The organism is Synechocystis sp. LKSZ1, assembly GCF_040436315.1.
GTDB lineage: Bacteria > Cyanobacteriota > Cyanobacteriia > Cyanobacteriales > Microcystaceae > Synechocystis.
This window is the reverse complement of record NZ_AP031572.1, coordinates 159158-181319: the sequence shown is the minus strand read 5'-3', so window position 1 is coordinate 181319 and position 22162 is coordinate 159158. Positions and strand designations below refer to the sequence as shown.

General features: G+C 45.6%; 22 protein-coding genes and 1 pseudogene. 15 read left to right on the top strand and 8 right to left on the bottom strand.

All coding sequences use genetic code 11. The features are described 5' to 3' along the window. Window positions 1–164: 164 nt before the first annotated feature. The 3 genes from ABXS88_RS00960 to ABXS88_RS00950 form a co-directional block, all read right to left on the bottom strand. Window positions 165–1337 carry a cysteine desulfurase family protein gene (locus ABXS88_RS00960; RefSeq protein ID WP_353673337.1) on the bottom strand — a complete coding sequence of 391 codons (1173 nt, stop codon included), beginning with the start codon at window positions 1335–1337 and terminating at the stop codon, window positions 165–167. 113 nt (window positions 1338–1450) lie between these two features. Next, window positions 1451–4462, bottom strand: a complete 3012-nt coding sequence (locus tag ABXS88_RS00955) for a UvrD-helicase domain-containing protein (RefSeq protein WP_353673336.1) — start codon at window positions 4460–4462, stop codon at window positions 1451–1453. An 893-nt stretch (window positions 4463–5355) separates the two neighbouring features. Further along, window positions 5356–5559 (bottom strand): hypothetical protein, encoded by a 204-nt coding sequence (locus ABXS88_RS00950; RefSeq protein WP_353674849.1) that lies wholly within the window; start codon window positions 5557–5559, stop codon window positions 5356–5358. Here ABXS88_RS00950 and ABXS88_RS00945 point away from each other — a divergent pair. Next, window positions 5482–6327: a M48 family metallopeptidase gene (locus tag ABXS88_RS00945; RefSeq protein WP_353674848.1), complete on the top strand. Its 846-nt coding sequence runs from the start codon at window positions 5482–5484 to the stop codon at window positions 6325–6327. The two genes, ABXS88_RS00950 and ABXS88_RS00945, sit on opposite strands and share 78 nt — an antisense overlap. Before the next feature lie 336 nt (window positions 6328–6663). After that, a pseudogene (locus ABXS88_RS00940) lies at window positions 6664–6957 on the top strand (transposase); the annotation flags it as partial. Window positions 6958–7016: 59 nt separating this feature from the next. Here the strand turns inward: ABXS88_RS00940 and ABXS88_RS00935 are convergent. After that, window positions 7017–7973 carry a nucleotide disphospho-sugar-binding domain-containing protein gene (locus tag ABXS88_RS00935; protein WP_353673335.1) on the bottom strand — a complete coding sequence of 319 codons (957 nt, stop codon included), beginning with the start codon at window positions 7971–7973 and terminating at the stop codon, window positions 7017–7019. A gap of 21 nt (window positions 7974–7994) precedes the next feature. Further along, the gene (locus tag ABXS88_RS00930; RefSeq protein ID WP_353673334.1) at window positions 7995–8303 is read right to left on the bottom strand and encodes a hypothetical protein; all 309 of its coding nucleotides are present in this window, start codon (window positions 8301–8303) and stop codon (window positions 7995–7997) included. Window positions 8304–8516: 213 nt separating this feature from the next. Here ABXS88_RS00930 and ABXS88_RS00925 point away from each other — a divergent pair, with 213 nt between their 5' ends. Beyond that, window positions 8517–10220, top strand: coding sequence for a protein adenylyltransferase SelO family protein (locus tag ABXS88_RS00925; RefSeq protein ID WP_353673333.1), 1704 nt, complete (start codon window positions 8517–8519; stop codon window positions 10218–10220). After that, window positions 10220–10402 carry a hypothetical protein gene (locus ABXS88_RS00920; protein ID WP_353673332.1) on the top strand — a complete coding sequence of 61 codons (183 nt, stop codon included), beginning with the start codon at window positions 10220–10222 and terminating at the stop codon, window positions 10400–10402. The genes ABXS88_RS00925 and ABXS88_RS00920 overlap by 1 nt, the downstream gene beginning before the upstream one ends. A gap of 46 nt (window positions 10403–10448) precedes the next feature. Here ABXS88_RS00920 and ABXS88_RS00915 read toward each other — a convergent pair whose 3' ends face one another. Next, window positions 10449–11624 (bottom strand): IS256 family transposase, encoded by a 1176-nt coding sequence (locus tag ABXS88_RS00915; protein ID WP_353674847.1) that lies wholly within the window; start codon window positions 11622–11624, stop codon window positions 10449–10451. A 33-nt stretch (window positions 11625–11657) separates the two neighbouring features. On the opposite strand from ABXS88_RS00915, the gene ABXS88_RS00910 reads away from it, so the two are divergent. Genes ABXS88_RS00910 through ABXS88_RS00895 form a run of 4 tightly spaced genes read left to right on the top strand, consistent with a single transcriptional unit; the run spans window position 11658 to window position 13644 of the window. After that, a complete protein-coding gene (locus ABXS88_RS00910) occupies window positions 11658–12194 on the top strand; it encodes a hypothetical protein (protein WP_353673331.1) in 537 nt (178 codons plus the stop codon). Window positions 12195–12248: 54 nt separating this feature from the next. Next, window positions 12249–12389 carry a hypothetical protein gene (locus ABXS88_RS00905; protein ID WP_353673330.1) on the top strand — a complete coding sequence of 47 codons (141 nt, stop codon included), beginning with the start codon at window positions 12249–12251 and terminating at the stop codon, window positions 12387–12389. Then, window positions 12386–13150 carry a hypothetical protein gene (locus tag ABXS88_RS00900; RefSeq protein ID WP_353673329.1) on the top strand — a complete coding sequence of 255 codons (765 nt, stop codon included), beginning with the start codon at window positions 12386–12388 and terminating at the stop codon, window positions 13148–13150. Before ABXS88_RS00905 ends, ABXS88_RS00900 begins: the two co-directional genes overlap by 4 nt. Beyond that, on the top strand, window positions 13147–13644 hold the full coding sequence (locus ABXS88_RS00895; protein WP_353673328.1) for a hypothetical protein: 498 nt from the start codon (window positions 13147–13149) through the stop codon (window positions 13642–13644). Before ABXS88_RS00900 ends, ABXS88_RS00895 begins: the two co-directional genes overlap by 4 nt. 135 nt (window positions 13645–13779) lie before the next feature. On the opposite strand, the gene ABXS88_RS00890 is transcribed toward ABXS88_RS00895, so the two are convergent. Further along, entirely contained in the window at window positions 13780–14238 is a 459-nt protein-coding gene (locus ABXS88_RS00890) for a helix-turn-helix domain-containing protein (protein ID WP_353673327.1), read from the bottom strand. A gap of 84 nt (window positions 14239–14322) precedes the next feature. Between ABXS88_RS00890 and ABXS88_RS00885 the strand changes: the two genes are divergently transcribed. The 7 genes from ABXS88_RS00885 to ABXS88_RS00855 all read left to right on the top strand — a co-directional run bounded on the left by ABXS88_RS00885 (window position 14323) and on the right by ABXS88_RS00855 (window position 20597). Beyond that, window positions 14323–15132 (top strand): sulfite exporter TauE/SafE family protein, encoded by an 810-nt coding sequence (locus ABXS88_RS00885; protein WP_353673326.1) that lies wholly within the window; start codon window positions 14323–14325, stop codon window positions 15130–15132. Window positions 15133–16255: 1123 nt separating this feature from the next. Then, a complete protein-coding gene (locus tag ABXS88_RS00880) occupies window positions 16256–17194 on the top strand; it encodes a hypothetical protein (RefSeq protein WP_353673325.1) in 939 nt (312 codons plus the stop codon). Between the two features lie 4 nt (window positions 17195–17198). Continuing rightward, window positions 17199–17399: a hypothetical protein gene (locus ABXS88_RS00875; protein ID WP_353673324.1), complete on the top strand. Its 201-nt coding sequence runs from the start codon at window positions 17199–17201 to the stop codon at window positions 17397–17399. Then, a complete protein-coding gene (locus ABXS88_RS00870; protein ID WP_353673323.1) occupies window positions 17396–18910 on the top strand; it encodes a WD40 repeat domain-containing protein in 1515 nt (504 codons plus the stop codon). The genes ABXS88_RS00875 and ABXS88_RS00870 overlap by 4 nt, the downstream gene beginning before the upstream one ends. A 16-nt stretch (window positions 18911–18926) precedes the next feature. Next, window positions 18927–19238 (top strand): DUF433 domain-containing protein, encoded by a 312-nt coding sequence (locus tag ABXS88_RS00865; RefSeq protein ID WP_353673322.1) that lies wholly within the window; start codon window positions 18927–18929, stop codon window positions 19236–19238. Continuing rightward, window positions 19239–19589, top strand: coding sequence for a DUF5615 family PIN-like protein (locus ABXS88_RS00860; RefSeq protein ID WP_353673321.1), 351 nt, complete (start codon window positions 19239–19241; stop codon window positions 19587–19589). It begins immediately after the preceding gene. 738 nt (window positions 19590–20327) lie between these two features. Beyond that, entirely contained in the window at window positions 20328–20597 is a 270-nt protein-coding gene (locus tag ABXS88_RS00855) for a hypothetical protein (protein ID WP_353673320.1), read from the top strand. Here the strand turns inward: ABXS88_RS00855 and ABXS88_RS00850 are convergent. Further along, complete coding sequence (locus ABXS88_RS00850; protein WP_353673319.1) at window positions 20594–22108, bottom strand: DHA2 family efflux MFS transporter permease subunit; 1515 nt, start codon at window positions 22106–22108, stop codon at window positions 20594–20596. The two genes, ABXS88_RS00855 and ABXS88_RS00850, sit on opposite strands and share 4 nt — an antisense overlap. Window positions 22109–22162: the final 54 nt, after the last annotated feature.

Sequence of the window (22162 nt, the reverse complement as noted above, 5' to 3'; positions counted from 1 at the left end):
GATATAAAGACCCTAACCATAAAAAGCTTTCAGGGGTAGAAGTCATCACCAGTCTTCTGCCCCTTTTAAATTTTTAATCCTGGGCAAAGCTTGACAAAAGCTCGTTGAAATATCTTCTTTTCATGACTGTATTGTAATAAAGTCTCCAGTGCGGTTACAGTTCTTTACACTGACTTACAAATCTTTACCTCTGCCAGGGCTGCTTGCAGGGCCTGGATTGTAGCCTCAATGTCTGTTGGGGTGGTGTCTCGGCCGAGGGTTAAGCGGATGCCCCCCAGGGCCTGGTCAGGAGAGTAGCCCAGGGCCAAAAGAATGGGACTGGGGTTGAGTTTGCCGCTCTGGCAGGCCGCCCCAGCGCTGATGGCGATCCCCCGTCGATCTAAGGCCCGTACCAGAGTTTTTCCCGTGATCGGTAACGACCGACCGGGATCACCGGGATCAACCACGACAAAGCTGACATGGTGGGGCAAGCGGTGCCGACGACTGCCGGTGGGCTGTAGTAGGGGACAATCGGCCAGTCCTGTAAACAACTGTTCTCGGAGTTGGGTTAAACGTTCCGCTTCCTGGCTTAATTCCTGTTGGGCCAATTCAGCCGCGATCCCAAAGGCCGCAATGGCCGGCAGGGCCTGAGTACCGGAGCGATACCCCTGTTCCTGGCCGCCTCCGCCGAGGAGTGGATGTAGGGAAACCCCCTGCCGTCGATACAGGGCCCCACTGCCTTGGATACCGTAGAGCTTATGGCTAGAAAGGGAAAGCAGATCCACGGGCAACTCGGCTAAATCCAGGGAAACTCGGCCCGCACATTGCACTGCATCGGTATGGAATAAAACCCCTCGTTCCTGAGCAATGCGTCCCAGTTCGCTAATGGGTTGTAGGGTTCCCACTTCGCTTTGGCCATAAATAATCGAAACCAGCACCGTATTATCCTGCATCGCCTGGGCCAAGGCCTGGGGATCAATCCGGCCCTGGTGGTCAACGGCTAAGCGCGTCACCTGCCAACCCCGACTTTCTAGCCAGCGGGCCGGTTCACTCACGGCGGAATGCTCGACACTGGAAATGATCAGGTGTTGCGGTTGGGCATATTGCTGGGTCACGCCAAAAATGGCCAGGTTATTGGATTCCGTTCCCCCGGAGGTAAAGATAATGCAGTCTGGGTTAGCCACATTTAAGAGTTGGGCCACTTGCAGACGGGCCGTTTCCAGGGCCAGGGCCGCGCGGCTCCCCCAGGAGTGGAGACTGGAGGGATTGCCCCACTGGTCTTGTAGGATCTGTTGCACGATGGCGATGGCCTCGGGCCGGGGGGGCGTGGTGGCGCTGTAGTCGAGGTAAATGGGCATAACTCCTGGAGAAAACGTACAGAATTATTATAAGTTTGGCTCATTGAAGAACAACTAGCGGAAATAGGAAGCCTAAAACATCATGATAATCATCACAGGATTTTGGTACCAATTTATTGTAACTTTAAATAGTTTAGAAAATCTTGTAATTCCTCATCTGACAGTAAAGAGCGACTGGGTTTATTCTGGCCATACTTGTTTTTTAAATAAGCCCTGCACTGATCCGGACTCCAGCCCAGTCGTTGTATTTCATGATCCGTTTGATTCTGGTATTCTTGAAAATTTAAGCGTGTAATTTTGCCATTATCCACATGAAAAATGGCCAGAGGCTTTTGACATTGTGAGTCACAAACAATTATTTCAATCCCGCTAGCAGAAGATTTCCAGGGAGAATTAGAAAAATGATCATAAAGTCTGAATTTATGAGGTTCGATAGATTTTGACCACAGGTAAGTTTGGGAATTCCAGCGGTAGCCATCTGCTCTTAGTTGATCTCTGATAGCAAAGGTTCCTGCATTATCGGAGCTGCCCGATATTTGTCGATTTTTAATCTTGACAATAATAGTAGACTTGTGTGAAATATAAGGATATTTTGAGAAATCAAGTGTAGAAAAATGGTTTTTATCTAAATTTTCAAGAAATTCAGATCTTCCGTTTAAAGTATCTGTGACAATAAATAGTTCATCCACAGCACGGCTCAAAGCAACATAAAAAAGACGACGCTCATCATCGATTAGCTTGGATTGGGTATCACCAAAGATTTTCATAAAAATCCAATCAGGATGTATAAGAGGATAACAGCCCTGAATTGCGTCAATTATGATAACAACAGCTTTTTCTAGTCCCTTATATTGATGCGTTGTGGAAATAGTTATTTTTCCTTTTTGCTTATTGTCTAGCTTAAAATGCTGGTGAACGACCCTCACGAAGTCGTCCAATTCTCTGTTTCCATTAACATACCAAGGAATGCTTGATTTCCGACTGAGAATAACAACCTCTTTTCCTGCTTGTAGTTTAGTATTGATAATTCTGATCAAAGCAGGGGTGATCTTATCCCCAGGGTAATCATGGTTTTCCAACACGTCAGGATGAAAATCATTGAGATCAATCAAATGGACATTTCCTTGCTCAGATGTATTCGGCTTCCCTTCTACACCTCGTCCTTGCATCAAAGAATTACTAATTTTGACGATTGACTGCTTAGAGCGGTAGTTATTGGAAAGATACAATTTCTTGGCATCTGGAAAATAGTCAGTAAATTTTTCAAAAAATACTAAATCAGAGCCAGCAAAGCTATTAATTGCTTGCCAATCATCTCCGACACAGAAAAATAAAGCATTAGAATTAAACTGGCGAATCGCATCAATTAAGTTGTAGAACAGTTGGGAGAAGTCTTGATATTCATCTATGAATATATATTTTAATTCTTTGAGATCTCCCGCCCCTGACTTACGTCTAAAAATAGTATTGCCTGCTCGAATAGAATCTGCGGCTCGTTGCATCAGCCCGTCAAAATCATCTTCTCCCGTTTCTACTAGACGTTTTAAATATGAGTTATAGAAAGTTTGCCCTAAATCATGAAACCGTTTCTCGATTTCATTATCATATTGATGATTATGGATCTTTCTAGACAGTTCATCGGTTGTCAAAGATAGTTTTCGACAGCGTTGGATAAACTGAACCATCGCCTTAGTAAAGTTATCAATTGCACGATCCTTGACCTTTTTCCAAATTTCTTCTTCAGAAAGCTTTTGGCAACTTACGCCAAGATCTTCAAGGCAATATTGGAGTTCCGTTAAAAGGTTATCATTAAGTATATCCTGGGGAGAAAATTCAAGAAAATTCCACCCTGATTTATTCCTCCAGAATTCGCGCTTTTTATCAGACATTTTATCATAATCCGGATCTCCTTCCAACCCAAAATACTCTATAATGATCCCAGAATTTTTATTTGTAAAAATGGTAAAATCAGGTCGATAATTGATGCCATTCCAGTCATAATTACGTTCATATCGATAGGGAATATCTCTTTCAAACAGAAAATTGGCAATTATTTTTTCACCGTAGGATTTATAGCGATTACCATCTAACCCCTCCCGAGGTAATGAACGCTTTAAATTTAAGCGCTCTTCAGGCGTTTTATTAAATCCAATTGCTTCAATTTTTTCCCAGTCCTGGCGATAACGGTCTAGCATTAACCATTTTATTTTGTCATAAAAAATAGGATCTTCAAGGTAATTATTAATAATAGAATGTAAAACTTGACTCTTATTTTGCAGACCATCAGACTGATCGATAAGTAGCTCTTCTTCTGGGTGAACTAATGCATAGGCCAGGGCATGGAAGGTCATTACATGAGGTGTTTGTTGTTTTCCTAATTTGTCAGATAGCCTAGACTGAATCTCATTGGCAGCCTTGCGGTTAAATGCCAGTAATAACATCTCCTGAGGCTCAATACCGCAATGTTTTTGCAAAAATAACGCACGATTAACAATAGTTGAGGTTTTACCACTTCCAGCCCTCGAAATAACTTGAATATGGTGATTGACTTCACTAATTGCATGTAATTGTAATTGATCAGGAGAGACACCTTGACTCTCAATAAACCATTCTTCTACAAACTTTATTCTTGCATTTAAAAACTCATTGTAATCAATAACTTTTCTTAGGCTTTGTAAATACAAATCAAATGACAATATATACTTATTTCGAAGAAAATAGTTAATGGTAGAGATACCTTTTTCTCTCTCTTGTTTGCACTGTATTTCTTCTCCAGGAATTTTGTTATAATTTTCAACAATATTAATTGGAATTGGCGGGAAAAAGATCTTGACCTCATTTATTAAAAATTCCTTTGAAACACAATATCTTGGAAGGCGATGATCTTTGCAAATATTAAATTTACCAAAGCCGAAATACTTTTCTATTTTATATTGTTTGTTATCAGATCTTAAAATAATTTTACGACCAACAAGGAATGTTTCTATGGCGCTGAATGTATCTCCAGTTCCCCATCGTTGGTCTACAATTTCAAAAATCCTTTCAAATGTGTCAATAGCTTCTCTTTTTTGCTCTTCTTCCTGCATCTCATTTTCTCCTGTTTGTTGATACCATTGACCCGCCAAAAGTCTTCTGTAACTTTAGGTATATTAAATCTTTTTTCTAGCTATTTTATTCATCAGCAAATAGGATTTTTAGCTTGAAAATAAAACAAGAATAGAAGACTTGAGTTGACGAAATATATAACGAACAACAGCAGAATAATGCTTTCAGGCGACAATCTAAAATCTAAACCTGCTGATTTCTGAAGGTCTTATAAATTAATGTCAAACAAATAATTGCACATTGGGTTAGGCTTCTTGATAAATAATTTTTTAAGAAGTTCGAAGAAATTTTGATTTCCTTAATACATCTCTCTTGAGCATTAGTACTTTCTGTCATACGCTATCCAGTTGTTGGCAATCATATAGAAGTTTTGGGTAAGCGCTTGCCATAAGTATAGCATCAGCTCTTATGATGAGACTTTGAGTTTTGTTCATTTTGGGGCTGGTATCTAGCTTCATTAAGTCTCTCTAATGCTTCAGGACATCCGCTACAGTTATGAAAGACTGTTTCCGTTCCAGGAAGCTTTTAAAGTAGGGCCTGCGGCCAGACTTCGGTTCCCCAAGCCCTCGACCACCTCAAATAACTCCACTTTTAACCCATGGCGATCAATGCAATCGTCCAACAAGCTGTTTTCCCATTTCTTCCAAAAGAGCAATAACCTGTTCTGTGATCACGGTAGGGAATCCATCTAAAAAATCGTCAATCGATTCTCCGGCCTTGAGATAATCTCAAAATATCTGTACAGAACCTCTCGTGCTAATAAAAACGGGTATACCATTCATAACCTCGGGAGATGCGCTAATAATTGGGGAATTTTGAAGCATACCTCTTTGACTGACACACCATCTATCGATCCTTGAACGCTATGTTGAAACACGCCTTCCGTACACCGAAACTATTCCTAACGGGCCTGTTAACAGTTCTGTTTCTCGGCCAGATGTTGACCGCTGTTAAGGCGACCCCGAAAAAACCGAAAACACCCCCCAAAACAGAAAGCATTTACGACAAGGCCAAACGGGAACTGCCCGAAGATTTTTATGTGGTCTATCGCATTGTGGATCGCATTGCTCGGGCCAATAATTTGGATCAAACGCCCTGGCGGGTCGTCACTATCAATAAATACGATGTCAATGCCTTTGCGACGGATACCAATTTAATTGCCCTCTATACTGGCCTACTAGACCAAGTGGAAGGCGATCCCTCGGCGGTGGCCTGCGTCGTCGGCCATGAGATGGCCCACCATACCCAGCGTCATGTTGCGATGGGCGAGGCGGAAAAACAGGCCCTGTTGCAAAAATTTACGGAAGAGGCCCGCATTGAAGTTGAACAAGAACAACAAGCGGCCCAAAACGATGCCGTGGGGGCCGCCATCGGGGCCACTCTTTTTGGGGGATTAGGCCGGGTCATTGGAGGAATTGGGGGCAGTGCAACAGAAGCCGTCGGTGGAGTCGTGGCGATTAGTGGCCAGCAACGCATCGAACAGGCCCAGATCCGCATGGCCCAAATTGTTAAGGAAAAGCAATTGGCCTTTGAGCAACAACAGGCGGAAAACGACCGACGCCAAGAATTTGAAGCGGATCAACATGGTTACGTCTATATGGCTCGGGCCGGTTTTGACCCAAAAGGCTGTCTGCGTTTGATGCAAGTCATGGCCCGTCTCCCCGGATCAGAGATGGATTCTACCCATCCAGCTACCCGCAAACGAATTAGCCAACTAGAAACCCTGATGGTGGAAAAACCGGCTACCAGCTTGGCCCAGGAAGGAAAACTCTTGCTCGATACGAGTAAACCTCTGACCTATTCCGTTTCTCGAGATGACCAATCCCTGCGGGTGAATTCTCGCTACGGCGGCTCTACGGCCAACACCATCGACAAAATGTTCTAGAGCACGAACCCCCTCAGTTGTTTATGCTTGTTCTATGCCCATGAATATTTCTAAGGCGATTGCTCACAAAGTTTATACCAGTAAGTCCCCAGTATTGGGGGATGTGAAGAAGGCACTTTTTTTCTTGGAAATCGCCGCTTTCCATTAATTCATCTGACGAGAATGAACTTCATATCCTGCAATTAATAGTACTCTAATGCCACGTGGCAATAGATAATACACAGCTCGATAGATAATCAAGGAACCCAACAGAGCACTGCTGGGAATTACAGAACGAAGTAACAGCAGCATCACTGTCAGGACTTACGCAAAGTTGGTATATGGTGAAGGGATGAGATAGACTATTGCCAATACCTATTGAGCAGTCCTGTAAATTACACTCTGACGAACTTGTCAGAGCATTTGGCTGGGGTTAGTCACGACACTATCAATCGTTATCTACGGGGCGAGAAACTAACTCCGCGTTTGCTGTGGGACAATGTCAAGTCCTCTGTCGTGTCTGATGCTAGAGCTTACCTTATCTTTGATGACACCGTACTGGACAAGCGATTTTCCCATTCGATTGAGCTAACCCGACGACAGTACAGCGGTAATGAGCATCGTGTGATTCGGGGAATTGGTCTGGTGAGCCGACAAGTGATAGGTAGCATGTCTGCTTTAAAGAGCTAAACGGTTATTTTCATCTGCTATCAAGGCTGAAGAAGTGGATTGAGCACGGGTTGGCGAGTATTGACAGCTTGCTCAATAATATCTACGACTTGGGAAAGGCACCCACTGTGTTGAATGTCCTGTTGGAGGCCTCGGGCCTGGTGTCGATAGCTGGGATTGGTGAGGACTTGGTGGATAGTCGCCTTGAGCTTGGCCACCGTCACCTGTTTGACAGGAATGAATTCTCCACAACCCGACCAGGCAATACGAGCGGCAACCCCTGGTTGATCATTGGCAATGGGTAAAGCTACCAACGGAACACCATTACTGATGGCTTCGAGGGTGGTCTTCAGTCCCGCATGGGTGATCACCAGGGAAGCTTTTTTGAGGATTTCTAGCTGGGGCACATACCAACAAACCAGAGGATCGCTTGGAAAGGTGGGCAGAGGGTCAATGCCCGTCGCACTGCCGAGAGAGAGGACTAATTGAGCATCCAAGCTAACACAGGCCTCAGCAATTTGTTGAAAAATCTCGATTAAGCCATGTTGAATGGTTCCCAAAGAAGCGTAAATAAGCGGTTGACCCGTTAACTGTTCCCAGGGAAAATCCGTCGTTGGTCGGCTGCTGGCATTGTGGTAAGGGCCAGTGAAATGAAACCAAGCAGGCAATTCCTGACGGGGAAATTCAAAACTGTAGGGCTGTTGGCTAATTTGAGCGAGGCGAGAGTAACGATCATTAGGACTGGTTTGTACAGGGAGATGCCACTCTTGGCGATAGCGATTAATAACCTCGGTGACAGGTTTGACGATCTTGGCTTGAGCCCGATAACCCAGGCGATTGCTGGGTCGGCCCCATAGATTCGGCTGATAGGGCCAGGTGGTGAAATAGGGTAGAATATTAATCTCTCGATTCAAGACCAGGGCACTACAAAGACTGACAAAGGGAAGCTGTAAATAGTCCGCAACCGTTCCCCCCGCTGGCGAGACTTGATCCACCATCAAAGCGTTAATGCCGAGGGTCTAGATGTACGCCGGGGCTGCCTTTAAGAGAATTTCCGTACTTTTTCTGACTAGATCGACAGTATAGTTGATTGCTTCACGACCGCTTAAGCGTCCTAACTGGGCTAAAGATTCTGCCATAGTGCCAGCAGGCATTTCTGCCTCGGCAGTTGCCTGGAAATTCAAGCCCGTCGCTAGGGTTTTGCCCTGGGCATCTGCCACTCCAATCGAGGTGACTGTATGACCCCGCTCCTGAAGCGCCTTACCGAGGGGAAGCATTGTATTCAGGTGCCCAGTTGTTGCCGGACAAATTAAACCGTAGTGAGTCATAATAAATTAAAGCTTCTATAGGCTTATTAATTTTGTCGAGGTGATCTCGATGGTTGGGTCAAAACGAGTAGAAGAGAAAAGGTCTATAGAGTGAGGAAAATAGTATATTCAATATCTAAAATAGACTCTATATTTTAGATATTGAATATGTTAGCCTCTATAGGGTCTTCAATTAAACATGAATCTTTCCCGACAATACGGGCGCTAGTAACAATGTCATATTCATCTAAACCATCTACTGAGCCCTGCGTAACAACATTCGATGAGTTTGTGCAATTGGCGGATTATTCTCTGATGGATACTTTAAATGCCGATCCTGATGCCACGGTCGATGGTGATGACCACCGTGCCCGCCAGGTATTTTCTGGTCATTTTGTACCTGTGACACCCACACCGCTTGCAGAACCAGAATATGTAACCCATAGCAGAACTTTTTTTAAGGAACTTGGGTTGAGCGATGAGCTGGCGCTCAATGAAAAATTTCGCCAAGTATTTTCTGGTGATATCTCTGCCGCGTATGAGCCAATGCGACAGGTCGGCTGGGCGACGGGCTATGCCCTGTCGATTTATGGCACCGAATATACCCAACAATGTCCATTCGGTACTGGTAATGGTTATGGCGATGGTCGGGCAATATCTGTGTTTGAAGGAATCATCAATGGCCAGCGCTGGGAAATGCAATTAAAAGGTGGTGGCCCAACGCCCTATTGCCGTGGTGCCGACGGGCGCGCAGTACTACGTTCAAGTGTGCGTGAGTTTCTAGCGCAAGAATATATGCAGGCTTTAGGGGTTCCGACATCGCGTTCTTTAACACTGTATGTTTCTAAATCTGAGACCGTTACCCGGCCTTGGTATTCTCAAGATTCCCACTCCATCGAACCTGATATTTTGGTGGATAATCCTGTGGCCATTTCAACTCGCGTCGCACCATCCTTTTTGCGCGTGGGTCAGCTAGAGTTATTTGCCCGCCGCGCTCGCAGTCATGCTCATCCAAGAGCATTGGAAGAATTGAGTATGATAGTTTCATATTTAATTGAGCGAGAATACAAAAGCGACATTAATCAAAACCTTGGTTTTGCAGAGCAATTGGTTGAGTTGGCTAAGTTATTTCGTCAGCGTCTCACTTCACTGGTGGCCAATTGGCAACGTATTGGTTACTGCCAGGGCAATTTTAATAGTGACAACTGCGCGGCTGGTGGCTTTACTCTCGACTATGGACCATTTGGGTTTTGTGAAATTTTTGACCCTTGGTTTCAACCCTGGACTGGCGGCGGCGAACACTTTTCATTCTTCAATCAGCCCATCGCAGCAGAAGCGAATTATCATATGTTTTGGAAATCTGTGAGACCACTACTGGCAGAAGATACTGAAGCTTTAGAAGATTTCGACCAAGTACGCCGTGGCTTTGCAGAAGCAATGCAGAAACAAGTCCAACAAATGTGGGCGGCCAAACTTGGCTTGCCTGAATTTGACCCAAAGCTATTTACGAAATTAATGCAGTTAATGAACCACTCAGAGGCAGATTACACCATTTTCTTTCGCGAGTTATCCCATATACCAGACGATGTCTCAGCATTGAAAAAGAGCTTCTATATTAAAACTTCACACCAACTCGATGAACAATGGCAATCTTGGCTAAAAAGCTGGCGCGACCTCGTCATTAACGACGGCAATTTGGCTGAGATATCAACAAATATGAAACAGACTAACCCAAAATACGCATGGCGAGAGTGGTTGATTGTACCTGCCTATCAACAAGCTATGCAGGGTAACTACACGTTAGTTAAAGAGTTGCAAGAAGTACTGAGCTATCCCTATGATGAGCAATCGCAAGAAGTAGAAGATAAATACTATCGTCTAAAACCCAAGGCGTTTTCTAACGTTGGTGGCGTGTCGTACTATAGCTGTTCATCTTGATGACGACGCCGGCTTGGGTTGCCGACCAACGCATGATTGCCAGCCCTCCTCGTACCCCTAGTGGTAATGATAGCCTCCACTCCAGCATCGACAATCCAGGGCATTGTGGGTCGTCACGAGTACTCGCTACGATTCGGGAACCGTGTCTATTGGTTGCTGAATCCAAGTATCAAGCTGAGTGAGCTGAGCAATCAGGAGAGTGATCTAAATTTTGTGTAAAGAGGAAAATTAAAGGGAAAAGCGGTCGGGAAAAAGAATAGTAAAATGAGATGCGGCGGCTCGCCAATCCCGTATGGGACGTTGCCATTTCCGAGTGATATTTCTCATTGCTAAATATATTAGCTTAAAAACAGAATCTTCGTCTGTAAAAACGGCTTTGGTTTTTATAACCTTACGCAAAGAACGATTCAATGACTCAATCGCATTGGTCGTGTAAATTACGCGGCGTATCTCCATGGGATAGTCAAAAATCGGCATGATATGCTCCCAATGACGTAACCAGATCTGGCTAATAGCCGGGTATAAACCATCCCATTTCTGGGAACAAGCATCCAGAGCCGTTTCCGCTTCCTCAATAGTAGTAGCTTGATAAATCGGCTTCAAATCCGCCGCCACCGCCTTTTTATCTTTCCAAGGCACATAATTCAGGCAATTACGCATCAAATGGACAATACACAACTGAACCTGGGTTTGGGGGTAAACAGCCCCAATCGCCTCAGGAAAGCCCGTCAAGCCATCACAACAGGCTATCAGGATATCCTTGAGTCCCCGATTCTTCAGCTCCGTCAGCACACGCAGCCAGAATTTGGCCCCCTCGGCTTCCGCTTCCCCAATCCAAAGACCCAGGAGTTGTTTGTCCCCCTCTCGGTCCACCCCCAATGCAAGATAGACTGCTCGTTTACTGATTCGTCCTGAGACTTTGATGTTGACGTACAACGCATCCAGGTAAACGATGGGATAGATTTCCTCCAAGGGACGGGCTTGCCAGGCTTTGACTTCCTCCATTACTGCGTCGGTTACTTCACTAATCAAGCTCGCTGACACCTTCGCCCCATAGAGTTCCTCTAGTTGAGCGCTGATATCCCGAGTACTCATCCCCCTCGCGTACAGGGCTAGGATTTTCTCATCCAATCCCGCGATACGACGTTCATGTTTGGGCACTAACACTGGCTCAAAATTTCCCTGTCGGTCTCGGGGGATGGATAGCTCCATTTCCCCATGGTTGGACTGCACTGTTTTCTTTGAATAGCCGTTGCGACTGTTGCCTTTTTCTTCCTCCACCTCCTGCTTTAAGTGATGGCTCAGTTCCCCGGCTAAGGCCCGCTCTATCAAGCGTTTTGTTAGTTGTTTTAGCAGTCCTGATTCTCCCAGGATTTCTTCCGGGGTTTGATGTTCTTCTAGCAACTCGTCAAGTAGAGTATCGACGCGATTCGGTTCTTGAGTGGTCTCGGTAGCTATCAAACCCTAGAGGCCGCCTACCCTGGCCTGCCCAAGATTGTCAAAAAGTCTGCTAATGAATGCGGTTTCTTTAAGCTGGCTTCCACTGACTCGGCCCCCCTCACCGATGCCAGCAATCTCCAGTTAGGCAGTAACACAGCTTTCACGGTCGGCAGTCTGCCTGTCCAGGCCGCTCCTAAATGTACCGATGGTCAACTCGCTGGAACTAACCTAACCCCAGCCGCTGTTCTGAAAACCGCTGAGGGGGATGTTTATTTCACAGGCCTGGTGGACTACTCCCAGCATGATGTCCGGTATCTGGACTTGTCCCAGACTCGCAGTATCAAGGCAAATACCTGTGGCATCGCTAAGCTCTCTAGTACGGGGGCCTATGCAAATCCTACTGGTGTCCTGACTCTCAAGAATAAGGAGACTCAGGCCACGGTTATCGGCATTGATACCGCCACCATCGCCTCGGTTAGTGGGGGGCCGATTTGTCGTAATGGCGTGGCCCTGTTCACTTCAGACTGGCCCTAATTCTTGTTGTTTGCTTCTCACTCGTTACCTGGGGGAATCTTCCCCTTTTTTCGTATGGCCCTTAAATCTCTGCTCTCGCTTCTCCTCATTGCTGTCGTCTCTCTCCCTACCCTGGCCCAGACCCCAGGGAATAACCCGCCCCCTAGACAAGAGGATGGCCGCACTAGCGAAAATGTTAACCCTAATCGCAAATGAAACGCCTTCTTTCCTTCGCTCTCCTGCTATCGGCCCTCTTGCCTCTGTTGCCTGCCTCTGCTCAACAGATAACGGGGGGCACTTCCTTCAATCCCAAGACACGAAAAACCACTGTCACTTTGGGGGGCCTCACTCCCTATGAGAAATATGAGCTTTTCATTCCTTCCTATCGCTATCGCACCAAAGGCAAAGCTGATGCCTGCGGTATCCTGACCGTCAAAGCGGATAAATATCCTTTGCGGGGGGTCGGTAATGGGGGATGGCAACGGGTCGAAATCCCCGCCCTTTGGAAATGGGTCTTCTATTGGGGTGATGCCGCTGTCGATGATAGCCCCGCTAATGAGCCTTTTTGTGTCAATGGCCAAGTCACGAAGGGAGAATATGGTACTCCCTGGCCCCCTGGGGAATGGACGGTCTGGGTTGGGGGAGGTCTGGTCAAGTTCTATGACCCGCCCCTAGGGCCAGAGATGGCCAATAAAGAATATGCCGTTGTCTTAGCTGGCAACCATGAGGGAACCTATTCTGGGCGTACCAAAACGAAGTCTCTCAAGGCCAGCAAGTGCGGAACGGTTTCCTTCAACATCCTGGAGTATTGGGATGGCGACCTGAAAACCAGCATGGGGGAAAGCTTCCAATATGTTGATGGCTACCAGTTACGTCGCTCCACTGGCTCCGTCTTGTACTACTTCAACCCCGCTAATCTTTGGGACAGTGCTGGCTCTGTTTGTCTCAAGGGCAAGCTTTATAGTCCCCGGCCATGATGCGGAATTTTTTACTAGGGGTTGGGGCACCTGACCGAGGCTGGACTTTGATGGAGGTGGTTATTGTGGCCCTGATGGTGGGTATTCTCTCTGCCATGGGCTTTCCCAGTTTCTTGCAGATGATGGCGAAACAGGCCCTCAAGGAGGATCTCCATGAGGTCAAGGGGGCCTTACAAGCAATCCAACGGGTGGCCATCAAGAAGGGTATGGCCTGCCAAGTCACTATCACCAGTCATACTGTCCAGGCCTCCCCGGCTGGTTGCCTCAGTTCTGCTGTGGACTTGGATGATAGCACCCATCTAGAATTGGTCAATTTTCCAGGCCCTGGCCTCCAGGTCAGTTATCGCGGCACGTTCCACATTGGCGGCGGAGATAATCTCATCCTTTTCCATCATTCCCAGACTTCCCAGAAGTATTGTCTGGCCCTCTCTGAACCGTTGGGCCTGCTCCGGCCTGGGGTTTGGTCGGGTTCCATCTGTTCGGCCCGGTGGTAGTCGTTGCGTCCCGCCCTGCTCTACCCTCAACCTCGCTTCCCCATTCGGAATCAACTAACGTCTTACGACCACTCTCTTGGGCGTGATATACGAGAACCTCCTAATACAATCCCCGGTTGTTTTTCTCTGCGAATATTAAAGCTCACCTGCGCTATGCCTTCTGCGCATCTCGTCCAGGTTTTTTTTCTGCAATTGATTGGGTTTTCTAGACCGATTCTTACCCGCAATCCGGAGAAGACGAAGAAATTTTGGACATTCAAAATGATTTGGTGCTTTACAAACAGCCGCGTGACGCAGCCCATCACGCATTGAGGTCAGTTCCTTGATTTTCTTATCCAGTTCCTCTGCTTTAGCTGAAAGTAGTGCTCTATTAATTTCAGGCCCTTTAGGAGTAAACATTTCAGCTATCTCATCCAATGAAAAACCAGCACTGCGCGCCAAAGATATTAAAGCAAGCCGATCCACAACATCGGCACTAAATAGACGGCGCAGCCCACTGCGTCCCCTTGACTGAATCAGACCTTTTTCTTCGTAAAAGCGTAGCGTTGAGGCTGGCAACCCTGATGCCTTTGCTACTTCAGATATATCCATCATGTCAATTTTGCGATTAACCCTTGACCTCAAGTTAACTTGAATTTGTATTGTAGCCTTACATGCAACTTTATGGGCTAGATACATATGCTGGGTCTTGAGTGGATATTGGTATACCTTGCGTTGGGCAGTTTTGTTGGTTTTATGGGAGGCTTGCTCGGTGTTGGTGGTGGTGGAATACTAGTTCCCTTGCTGGCATCCATCCTGTTTTATCAGGGTATCGGTGGAGATGAAGTAATCCATTTGTCCTTGGGAACGTCATTGATGTGTATGATCATTTCCTCCATTACCAGTGTTCGCGCCCATGCCTCTCGAGGTGCTGTAGTGTGGAAAGTCGTTAGCGGCATGGCTCCCGGAATTATGCTGGGTGCGCTACTTTCCACCCATGTCGCTGCCAATCTCAACTCGGCTTATATTGCTCTATTTTTTGCGCTTTTCATGGCGCTTGTAGCCGTACAGATGTTTGTAAATTGGAAACCCAAACCAAGCTTAAAGCCAGTCACATTTCGCGGATTACTGACAGTTGGCGTTGCAATTGGAGCGGTATCTGCCCTAGCAGCAGTAGGCGGCGGTTTTCTTACTGTTACCTACCTGAGCTACAAGAATATTAGCATGAAAAAATCCGTTGGCACCTCAGCCGCAATTGGTTTTTTTATCGCCATTACAGGAACGATTGGCTATATGATTAGTGGTTGGTCTCAGACCCTGAATAATCCGCATACCATTGGATTCATTTACCTACCTGCATTTTTTTCAATATCCATTGCTAGTTCTATTGCTGCTCCTTATGGTGCTCGTTGGTCACATCGCTTACCTGAGGCTTTTTTGAAAAAGATATTCGCAGTCATTTCACTCATATTAAGCTTGAAAATGTTACTCTCTTTTGTTAAGTTTTAACCTAAAAATATAGGTATTTATGAAAAGTAGTTTGTTGGTTTTTATGTCAATACACATAACAATACTTATGCATATCAATCGTCAAAAGATTATTTTTAAATATTGAAGACAATGTGCGGTGCCATACATCGAAGGCTTCAACAAGTTTTCAATGTTTGAGGCACTTTCCTGCAATGTTCGCATCTTCAACCAGATCTACAGAGCTCTATCGTTGCGTCCCGCCTCCGGCAGACCGCGTTCAAGTTTCGCCCGGCCCTGCCAGGCTTTTAAATGGTAAGGCCTAACCCCCCATCCCCCCGCTCATCGGGGGGCTACCTGTAAAAGCACCGCCACGCCAGGTTTGGCTATTCTACCTACGGGGTCAAGGGTGCCTCCGGCATCAACTCACCTTTTGTTGCCCCCGCTTTTCCTTGGCCCTGCGGGGCTATGGTGAGGGCCTTGGTTATTAGAATGCTCGCCCTTGTCTCCCTCCGGTCTCCCTAGCCGCGTTGTTTCTGGCGGTTTTGGCCATGTTCGCTTTGTTTTTGTTTGCTGTTTGGTTCTGTTTTGTTTCCTGTTTGCTCCGTCGTCCTGTTCGTCCTCTTGTGCCGGGGGTCATTCCGCCTGGTGGGTTCCCGCTTCCGTCCTCCGTCATTTCTGGGTGTTGCCTGCTTCGTTCTGCCTCTGGGCGTTCGCTCTCTGGTGGGGCTTTGTCTTCCCGTGTTGCCCGGTTGCGTCGGCTTTCGGTCTTGGTCTAGTTCTCCTCGCGGGGCCTACGGGCCTCGTTTTTTTATGCGTGTCCCCAGGGGCTAGAAGTGAGATTGCAGGACCAGTCAGATTTTTCTGGGCACTCAAATCAGTGCAGACTTTTTCTGACTTTGATATTCTGACTGGTTTTGCGACGACTAAAAGATGGTCAAGGGCTAATGCGGTGTCTGAAAAAGACTCTTCAGAAAAAGGAGCGTAAATCGGCGGCGGGGATTGACTCCCCCGAAAAACGGCGCTAAATTGTCTTTGACGGTTGAAAAATCGTTGTTTTCACTAGCAAACACCCTGGAGTGTTATGCGGTCGCCCGCCGCATATCCCCTAGTTATGTGCCATCCCAGAGTTAGAGTCTTAGTATCCTAAAGCAATACATCATCCATGAACAACTACTCAATTATCATGCTTGGTCCAAGCGGTTCAGGGAAGACAGTATTCTTGTCCAGTTTGTATAAAAAACTATCTACACAGAGCGAACTAGGATTTTTTCTTCAAGTTGATACTGGTGAAAAGCGCAAGCGACTCAACAATATCTACACTCAAGTCGCTGCCGATGAAAAGTGGCCTGCGGGGACAAGATATAGTGAGGTTTCTGAATGGACATTTACTTGCAGAGTACAAAATCCAAGTGATTTGTCAATTTATGATGCTTGCTGTTTTACCTATCTTGACTACGCGGGGGGCAGAATTAACGAAGAAGTAGATGAGGAAGATGCAAGTTCGGAGTTTAACGATAAGTTTAAAGCAGCAGATGCTTTATTAGGATTGCTGGATGGTCAAAAACTCTGTGCCTTAATCAGAAAAGAGAAGATGGGGACAGTTTGGGCAGTCAACGATCTGCGTAATATGATTGACGTAATGCAAGGCTCGCGTAAACCCGTTCACTTTGTAATTAGCAAGTGGGATATTGTTGAGCAGGGCTACACTTTAGAGCAAATTAGGGATCGTTTGCTTGAGATTGATGAATTTAAAAATCTAGTCAAGCTCAGAAATCAAGCTGGCTCACCTGTGCGGCTCATTCCAGTTAGCGCAGTTGGCAAAGGATTTGCGATCGCTAAGCCTGATGGCAGTATGGAAAAAACTGGAGAATTTCCTAAGCCATTCCAAGTTGAGGTTCCTCTAGCCTGTATTCTGCCCGACATGATTCAGGTAATGATGGAAGAACTAATTAAAAAACGGAAATCCGAATTAGAAACACCTATCGAGGTCAAGCCAAATATAGATTTCTTCGACTTCCTCGGACAACTGTTTGCTGGTGGACTAAAGGTCGTACAAGAACTTTTACCGCGCAAATATTCAGTTCGCAGGCGAGACTCTTGAAACTTTGATTGAATGGGCTGAGACTCCTGCACAACAAAAAATTGCTTTTGCAGCAAGAAGGACAGAGGAATTAAGGCGCGAACAGGCAGAGTCTCTAAAAAAAGTGGCAAATGAAGAAACAGCATTAACACACGCTATCAACTGTTTTGTTTCAATCCAGAACCAACTGGTTTATCGCTTTCCTGCATCAGAGTTAAGAGTATGAGCGAGATCAAAGCTTGGCGATTTCTAGTCAGTCGCAATCAATTTTTGGACTATCGAACGGTGATAGCTCCTGATTTTATGTGTCAAGCGAATATAGCCAGTCTTTTGGCAAAAGCAGCAGAGGGCGATCGTACAAATGATGATAGCGTTTACTATCGTGAAATCCACGGCTCAAAAGTTGGTGATTTAACCATTATTTATCGAGTCATTGAAGCTCAAGCTAAAGATATAAATCCTGAAATTGACGGAACTTTAAAGGATTCCTTTGGCAGAGAAATATATTTTCTAGAAGGTATTGTTGTAAAAGGAATAAAACCTTCAATATCTGTAACATTCGAGAATTTAGAACTTAATCACCAACAACTCATCAATGACTATCGAAATTTCTGGGAATGGGTATCTCCTCAACCCGCCATTGCGTCAGAAGCGACTAGCTTAGAAGACGAAGGAAATTCACTTAAATACAGACAAGTTCCAGAATATATAATCAGTTCTTTAGCTTCAAAGCCCGAACTATCAAATAAAAGTACCTCTCCCAACCTAGATCCATCATCTTTTAGCAATCCATTTTCTTTTTTTAGCAATCCATTTTCTTTTGATGGTGAAATCTATTTTTCCAAATTTATTGATGATTCAAGACTTTTAATACATCAATACGACAAAGCAGTAATTATACTAAATTGGAAAGAAGATAAGAGAGAAGTTCTGATCAAAGGAGGCTTGAATCGTTATATTCGCCAAATTGCTCTCAGTGCTGATGCTAAACTAGTATGCACCTATAACGTAATTACCCCTGATCGTAATATTCTCAAAATATGGGATTTAAACAAATCTTCTGAAAGAAAAGATATTAGAGAGAGTAACCCTAGTGAGGCAGGTAGAGTTGCTGCTCTTGCTTTTTCATCTGATGGCTCGGTCGTAGCAACTTTTGAAAGAAACAATTTACCAATACCAACTTCATTAGTGCAAATTAAGTTAATAGATACAAAAATTGGTGGAATTAGAGGTGAAGAATTAAGTTGGCATACAAGTAATATTAAGTGCATTGAATCAAGTCCATTTGATAATATATTTGCTAGTGGTGATGAACAGGGATTTGTGAAAATCTGGAACTGGAAAAGTTTAAAACGAATTGGCAGTTTACCTAGTCACAGCAGCACGGTAAATGCTATTGCCTTTAGTCCTCACCAAAAAATGTTGGTTAGCGGCGGAGAAGATGGAAAAATCAAAATTGCAAGTTATAAGAATGGTGTAGAAGATCAGGGATTACTATGTGAATACTCTGATTGGGTAGGAGGAGTTAATGCACTTGCTTTTAGCCCTGACGGAAAAATTGTTGCTAGTGGTGGGGATGATGGCAAAGTAAAACTTTGGGATGTCAAGAGCAAAACGCAAAAAAGTGAGTTGTCTGGGCATGATAAGCCTGTAATGTCTGTCAGTTTTAGCCCCAACGGAAAACTACTGGCTAGTGGCAGCAAAGATAAAACTGTTAGAATATGGCAACTTAGCTAGGTGAAAACAAAGCATTATGTTAACCCTCAGTTATCCACACATCGAAAAAAGTGACCATCAGTCCGCACGTTTGCAACGCTTGCCGCGCATTAGAATTGCCCAAATTGTCATGGACTATATTGCCTATGGTTGGTCAGTAGAGGAAATATGTCGTCAGCACCTTTACTTAACCCTAGCCGAAGCTCATGCAGCAATGGGCTACTATTTTGACCACCAAGAAGAAATTGACCAAGAAATCAGGCAAGAATGGCAGCAAGTTCAAGAAAATATGACTCAAGCCGTCAAGTCCCCTTTCTACATTCGTATGAAAGCTAAGGGACTACTGTAAATGGCTATTGCTTTATACATGGATGTTCATGTTTCTCAAGCGATTACCGAGCAGTTGCGTCGCCGAGGCATAGACGTATTGACGGCATTTGAGGACAGAACTACGGAATTGCCTGACGATCAGCTTTTAGTAAGAGTGACTGAGCTTAAGCGTGTTCTCTTTACCCAAGATATTCGCTTTAGAGTTTTAGCCGAAACTTGGCAGATAAAAGGTAAACAGTTTTCAGGCTTGATTTTTGGTCATCAACTTGGAGGTACGATTGGTCAATTTGTTAAGGATTTAGAACTGATTGCTAAAGCTTCTGAACCTGACGAATGGATCAACGCGGTTGAATATATCCCGTTCAAGTGAGAGACAAGCACATAACACTGCGTTGGAGCCGATCGATGAGAGGTAATCGGTAAGAGTCAAAGTTTGTCTATGGCGGCTCAACTGGACCATTAGACCTCTTTCCTGATACATGGACGACTTTGTAGCACTTTTGCTCTAATTCAAGAATATGATAATCGAGTTTTTCTCTGCCTGTCCTAGTAAGGGCAATCAAAGGTACTGCTCTGGTTTATGGGGCCTGTAAGGAGAGACGAAGAGGGCAACAAAGGCGTTGGGCGGAAGAGTGTCTTGCGGACATACCTTGGTCTATGATTTTTCCCTTTTATACCAAATCTCTGAAACCTAACTACACAAATGACCCCACCCGTCCTCCCCTTGGTAATGGGAGGTGACGGAGGCGGAGGGGTAAACATCTGTAGCTTCAACGTGAAGAATTGGTATTAGGAGTTTGAGTTTACCCCTAGAAGCGGTTGCCTGCGGCGTTGTTATTGGTTATTGATTGACTTCCTGATTGGTTGGCCGCCACACAGCTTTCTCAGTCTAGCGGCATGATTCATGCTCACTTTCTTGAACCCAACAGGCAAGCCTCAACCCTGCTCAGTGGAAACATCTCAGTCGTTGCCCCTAACCGCCGCGAAAAGACAAACCTAGAGCCAAAGACATCGAACGGCGTTGGGGCCTTTTATCATTGGTTCCCCTTCGGGCTTACCTTGATCGCCGCCGCTCTGTGTTCTGCTGTTGTTTCTGGCGGTTTTCGTCGTGTCTGTTTCTTCTGATTTGTGGGTTGCCCTCCCAGCCCGTCGCTTCGTTTCGGGTTCTGCTCTCGGCTCCGGGGCCTTGCGTTGGTTCCTGCGGGATTCGGTTCGCTCCGCTTCTGGCCTTGTCCTGGTTGCAGTCTTTGCCTCTCCGACTTGCGCTGGGGCTTTTGCTTCGCGCTGGGCTGGCCGTGTTCCGGGTCTGCCGTTTGTTGCGGCTCGTCGGGTTTCTGAGGGTTGGGCGGTTTCGGTTCCTGTCGCTTTTCGAGACTAATGAGCCACAGGTGCTTTGGCTCTAATGCCTCCTTTACCGAGAAAGATTAACAAGGGTAATGAGCAGAGAAAGACAATACCAACAAAGCGAAAAATATCTGCATAGGATAAAATTGCTGCTTGGGTATTGACCAGTTGAGACAGTGAGGCGATCGCCTGTTGATGGGCCGTAACAGCGTCAGAACCATGACTTTGAAATAATCCTGTCAAAACTTGAAGTCGTTGGTTAGTTTCGGGATCGTAAGGTGTTAACTTTGCTAACAAAATGGCGCGATGAAAAGCCTCTCGTTGGGTCAGTAGGGTAGTCAAAAGAGCGATGCCAATGCTACCTCCTAATTGACGGCTTAAGTTATAGAAACCTGAGCCAGCCGAAACATCTTCCTTTGGAATGGAACCGAGTGTGGCTAAAGTTAACGGCAAAAACATTAAGACTGTCGTTGCTCCCCGCAAAATCAATGGCCAAAATAAATTATCGGTTCCCGTTTGAGGCGTAATTTTTGCTAGGGCGAACATCACGCTCGTCGTGCCAACGGCTCCTAGTCCGATTAAAATACGGGCATCTATTTTGGTTGAAATTTTGCCTAATAAAATCATCATCATGGCAGAAGCTAAGGCCCCTGGAGCGAGTAACCATCCCGTTTGAGTGGCTGAAAATCCTAAGACACTTTGGGTAAACAAGGGAACAGCAAATAAGGCTCCATAAAGTCCCATGCCTAAAATGCCAGAATAGAGGCTTCCTGCGGCTAAAGATTTATGTCGTAATACTCGCAGATCAACGGCAGGAGCGTTCGTGCTCAGTTCCCGCCAAATAAATAAAATCAGTCCAATTCCTGCGATGAGCGCCAAACTTGTAATCCAATGAGATTCAAACCAACCATCCTGTTCTCCTTGTTCTAAAAAAGCCTGTAAACTGCCAACTGCAATACAGAGCAAGATAATTCCAGTCCAGTCCACCTTCTGTTGGGTTTGAGGGGATTTTTTAAGATCGGGTCTCAAGAAGGCGATCGCCATCATTGTTGCCAAGATTCCCACTGGTAAGTTGATAAAGAAAATCCAACGCCAACCTAAGGTATCGGTCAGATAGCCCCCCAGAGTGGGCCCAATCGCCGGCCCTGCAATCACCCCAACACCAAAGATTGATTGAGCGAATCCCTGTTCTGCTGGCGGAAAGGTTTCAAAGAGAATTGCTTGGGCTTTGGCCAGGAGTCCACCACCACATAAACCTTGAAGAATGCGAGCAATAATCAGCATTGATAGGTTAATTGATAAACCACATAGCACTGAAGCGGCGGTAAATCCGATCATCGAGAAAACAAAATAGGATTTTTTCCCAAAAACATCGCCCAGCCAAGCAGAAAGGGGAATTAAGACGACATTGGCGATCGCGTAACCAGTAACAACCCAACCAATTTCAGTGACCGTAGCCCCTAAAGTCGCCTGCATATCCGTCAGCGCAACGTTCACAATACTGGTATCAATCACTTCTAAAATTGCGCCCAAAGAGGCCGTCAAGGCGATCGCCCATTTGAGGGGCCCTTGAACATAGTCTGCCGCATCATAACCAGA

Excerpts from the sequence above, each read along its gene's own strand:
- ABXS88_RS00960 (WP_353673337.1), bottom strand. The coding sequence starts at position 1,337 with ATGCCCATTTACCTCGACTACAGCGCCACCACGCCCCCCCGGCCCGAG.
- ABXS88_RS00935 (WP_353673335.1), bottom strand. The coding sequence starts at position 7,973 with ATGGTGGATCAAGTCTCGCCAGCGGGGGGAACGGTTGCGGACTATTTA.
- ABXS88_RS00930 (WP_353673334.1), bottom strand. The coding sequence starts at position 8,303 with ATGACTCACTACGGTTTAATTTGTCCGGCAACAACTGGGCACCTGAAT.
- ABXS88_RS00925 (WP_353673333.1), top strand. The coding sequence starts at position 8,517 with ATGTCATATTCATCTAAACCATCTACTGAGCCCTGCGTAACAACATTC.
- ABXS88_RS00920 (WP_353673332.1), top strand. The coding sequence starts at position 10,220 with ATGACGACGCCGGCTTGGGTTGCCGACCAACGCATGATTGCCAGCCCT.
- ABXS88_RS00905 (WP_353673330.1), top strand. The coding sequence starts at position 12,249 with ATGGCCCTTAAATCTCTGCTCTCGCTTCTCCTCATTGCTGTCGTCTCT.
- ABXS88_RS00900 (WP_353673329.1), top strand. The coding sequence starts at position 12,386 with ATGAAACGCCTTCTTTCCTTCGCTCTCCTGCTATCGGCCCTCTTGCCT.
- ABXS88_RS00895 (WP_353673328.1), top strand. The coding sequence starts at position 13,147 with ATGATGCGGAATTTTTTACTAGGGGTTGGGGCACCTGACCGAGGCTGG.
- ABXS88_RS00890 (WP_353673327.1), bottom strand. The coding sequence starts at position 14,238 with ATGATGGATATATCTGAAGTAGCAAAGGCATCAGGGTTGCCAGCCTCA.
- ABXS88_RS00885 (WP_353673326.1), top strand. The coding sequence starts at position 14,323 with ATGCTGGGTCTTGAGTGGATATTGGTATACCTTGCGTTGGGCAGTTTT.
- ABXS88_RS00880 (WP_353673325.1), top strand. The coding sequence starts at position 16,256 with ATGAACAACTACTCAATTATCATGCTTGGTCCAAGCGGTTCAGGGAAG.
- ABXS88_RS00870 (WP_353673323.1), top strand. The coding sequence starts at position 17,396 with ATGAGCGAGATCAAAGCTTGGCGATTTCTAGTCAGTCGCAATCAATTT.
- ABXS88_RS00865 (WP_353673322.1), top strand. The coding sequence starts at position 18,927 with ATGTTAACCCTCAGTTATCCACACATCGAAAAAAGTGACCATCAGTCC.
- ABXS88_RS00860 (WP_353673321.1), top strand. The coding sequence starts at position 19,239 with ATGGCTATTGCTTTATACATGGATGTTCATGTTTCTCAAGCGATTACC.